This is a genomic window from Clostridium sp. Cult2, assembly GCF_021655075.1.
Taxonomy (GTDB): Bacteria; Bacillota; Clostridia; order Tissierellales; family Tepidimicrobiaceae; genus Schnuerera.
In genome coordinates this window covers 1-1,359 of record NZ_PPXX01000114.1, presented here as the reverse complement: position 1 = coordinate 1,359, position 1,359 = coordinate 1, and the positions used below count along the sequence as shown (strand labels likewise).

At 31.9% G+C, this 1,359-nt stretch carries 2 protein-coding genes; one reads left to right on the top strand and one right to left on the bottom strand.

Annotated features, from left to right (window positions below; genetic code table 11):
* Positions 1 to 315 (bottom strand): IS110 family transposase (locus tag C3E90_RS12755; protein WP_236916056.1); only part of this gene is annotated, 315 nt, incomplete at its 3' end.
* A gap of 385 nt (positions 316 to 700) precedes the next feature.
* Between C3E90_RS12755 and C3E90_RS12750 the strand changes: the two genes are divergently transcribed.
* A partial coding sequence (locus tag C3E90_RS12750) for a transposase (protein ID WP_236916055.1) occupies positions 701 to 1,359 on the top strand: 659 nt, incomplete at its 3' end.

Sequence of the window (1,359 nt, the reverse complement as noted above, 5' to 3'; positions counted from 1 at the left end):
AATATTTGTGCTATTCTTAGTGATGATAGGATTAATGATGGATACCAAAAATCCCTTATCACGAAGATAGCAGAAGAGTGGGTAATGATAAATTCCCGTAGATTCGAGGAAAATGCGACTTTCCAAAGAATACATCTCTTCTGCTTCTTTGATTTTAGAAACAGCCATAGACAGGGAACTTAAATCAGAATGTAGGATTTTAAAAGGCTTTCCTACAAAGGTTTGGTTAGGAAGTGCAATAGACATAAAACTAAAGTCTGCACCAACATCAATACCAACAGAAATAAATAAATTTTCAAATAAAATGTTTGACATAAGCAATAGCTCCTTTCTGATAGGAATCCATTTCCATTTAATGAGTACACAACCTTGCGAGTTATACGGGTATAGCCTGAGGCTCCCAACCAGCCGAATCATAAAACCTCATTGAATGGACTAATTGACTAAATTACGGGTATGGGCCAGAAAAGCTGACCTCTCAAGGGGGAATACATTCTTTGTCCTATCCTTAAGGATTATACCTTATGATCAATCTGGAGTCTATAAGGAACCGTCAGACATATAAAACAAGCTAGATAATATCTGATGAAGGGAGAATACCTTCTTCTATTATCGGATATGAAAAGATTTATATAAAAGATATAAGTAAAAGATGAGTAGTCTTAGTGACTATATCATCATTATACAAGGGGGAATAAGTATGGCCAGGTTACCTAGAGAAAAAAGTGAAATCGGGATCTACCATGTTATGTTAAGGGGAATTAATAAACAGATAATATTTGAAGATAATGGAGATAGAGATAAATTTCTTACAACCTTGGGCTCTTTTAAAGGAGAGGACAATTATGACATCTATGCCTATTGTTTAATGGATAACCATGTGCATATATTAATAAAAGAAAAAAACGATAATATATCCACTGCAATTAAGAGGATTTGCTCTAGTTATGTCTATTGGTATAATAGCAAGTATGAGAGGTGTGGACATTTATTCCAAGAGAGATTTAAAAGTGAAGTTGTAAATAGTAATGGTTATTTATTAACGGTTCTTAGATATATCCATCAAAATCCTATTAAGGCTGGAATTGCAAGTACTATATCTGAATATAAATGGAGCAGCTATAATGAATATATTAGTGAACCTAATTTAGTGAATACTGATTTTGTACTTAATTTATTTTGCCCTAATCGCAAAAAGGCCAAAGATTTATTTATTGATTTTAACAGTGAAAATAACTATGATAAATGTATGGATTATGGTGATATAATAAAATTAACTGATAAGGAAGTAAAAGAATATATAGCCAAATTAGGCATAAAGAATATTGGGGAATTACAAAATTTAAATAGAGATAAGAG